Origin of the sequence: Mycobacterium sp., assembly GCF_050701675.1 — a bacterium.
Classification (GTDB): Bacteria; Actinomycetota; Actinomycetes; order Mycobacteriales; family Mycobacteriaceae; genus Mycobacterium.
The window spans coordinates 1-1,536 of sequence record NZ_JBOGDD010000237.1; the positions used below are offsets into that span (position 1 = coordinate 1).

2 protein-coding genes are annotated in these 1,536 nt (G+C 65.8%); both read right to left on the minus strand.

The genetic code is table 11. From position 1 onward, the window contains the following. Positions 1 to 231: 231 nt before the first annotated feature. Positions 232 to 1,182 carry an alpha/beta hydrolase gene (locus ACRDUX_RS06770; RefSeq protein WP_526412233.1) on the minus strand — a complete coding sequence of 317 codons (951 nt, stop codon included), beginning with the start codon at positions 1,180 to 1,182 and terminating at the stop codon, positions 232 to 234. Between the two features lie 56 nt (positions 1,183 to 1,238). Beyond that, a partial coding sequence (locus ACRDUX_RS06775; RefSeq protein WP_526412235.1) for a zinc-binding dehydrogenase occupies positions 1,239 to 1,536 on the minus strand: 298 nt, incomplete at its 5' end.

Here is a 1,536-nt window from a genome sequence, read left to right on the forward strand (position 1 = left end):
CGGAGGCCCTGAGTACCGGGATGCCTACGTGACGACGGCGAATGTCGGCGGCCGCGAGGTTGAGGGAGTCGGCGCTGGAGCGCTCTTTCGGGTCGATCTTAGCGTGCAGGGCCGTCCGGAGTACTACTCAAGGATTGTGATTTAGTCTCGCCGAGGCGCGTTGTTCGTCACCGGACATTCGGAGCGCGTTCGCCTAGCATATCGCAGCGGGAGAACGCGCTCCGTTTCGGCTCAGATCGACTTCAGGACCCGGACGCGGTCGGCGACGGCGCGCCGGGCGACATCGGATTCGAAGGCGATGGAATCGAACTCGTGTGGGGCGCCGGGGTGCAGATGGAACTCCACCGGCACGCCGGCACGGCTGAGCTTCATCGCGTAAGCACTGTCCTCGTCGCGAAAAACGTCGATCTGGCCGACCTCGATATAAGCTGGGGGCAAGCCAGAAGCGTCCTCGAGCCGGGCCGGGGCCGCCGTAGCGGGGACGTCGGGTCCGCCGTCCGCCTCGCCGAGCAGCGCAGGCCATGCGGTAGCGCTGTCGTCGTAGGACCACAGCGCGTAAGGCGCAATGTAGGGGTCGGGCGTCCTGGTCCGGTCGTCGAGCATGGGCATGATGAGGATCTGGCGGGCGATCTTCGGACCACCTCGCTCGCGCGCTAGGATCGCCAATGCGGCCGCCATGCCGCCCCCGGCGCTGTCGCCCATTACACCGATCCGGTCGGGGTCGATGCCAAGCTCTGAGGCATGGTCGTGCAGCCAAACCAGCGCGGCGTAGGCGTCCTCAAGTGGGGTCGGGAAGGGGTGCTCGGGGGCCCGGCGGTACTCAACGGACAGCATCGGCACCCCGCTGGCGGACGTGTAGCGAGAAACGGGTCCGTCGAACAGGTCGATGTGGCCGAGGATGTACCCGCCGCCATGGAAAAACAGCACGGCCGAGCCCGGCGCGACGCCGTCCTTGACATACCAACGCATCTTGACTTGCTCGCCATCGTCGGACGTCGCATAGTGCTCGCTCGTCTTCACATCGGACGGACTTGGCTGAGCCGCACCCGCGGCACCGATGATCGACTCCCACATAACTCGGCGCCCGGCAATATCGCCGACTGCAGGTAGCGCGGCTCCCGCAGAGGCCTCGGCCATCGGGGCCAGGGCAATGGCAATCTCTGGATCTAGGGCGAATGCCATGGTCACTCCTTTCTCTTTGAATGGGTTAATCAGGATTGACGTTCTGGCGAAAGGCGTCAGGCATTGGAGGGGATAACGATGACCTTGCCGAAGAGTAGGCCCGCGGCCGCCCTGGCGTGGACCGCCGGGAGCTCGGCCAGAGGCACCCGCTCCGCGACGTTGACGCTAAGTTCGCCGCGGTCGACCATTGCCACGAGCTGAGATAGCTGATCGACGTCGCTTCGGACGTAGACGTTTATGCCGCGCACACCGCGCTCCTCGTCGGCGGGCGCGGGCATCCACACGGTCGTGTTTACAACAACACCCCCAGGACGGACCCAGACAACCAGGGCGGCCAGCGCCGCCGGGTCGACT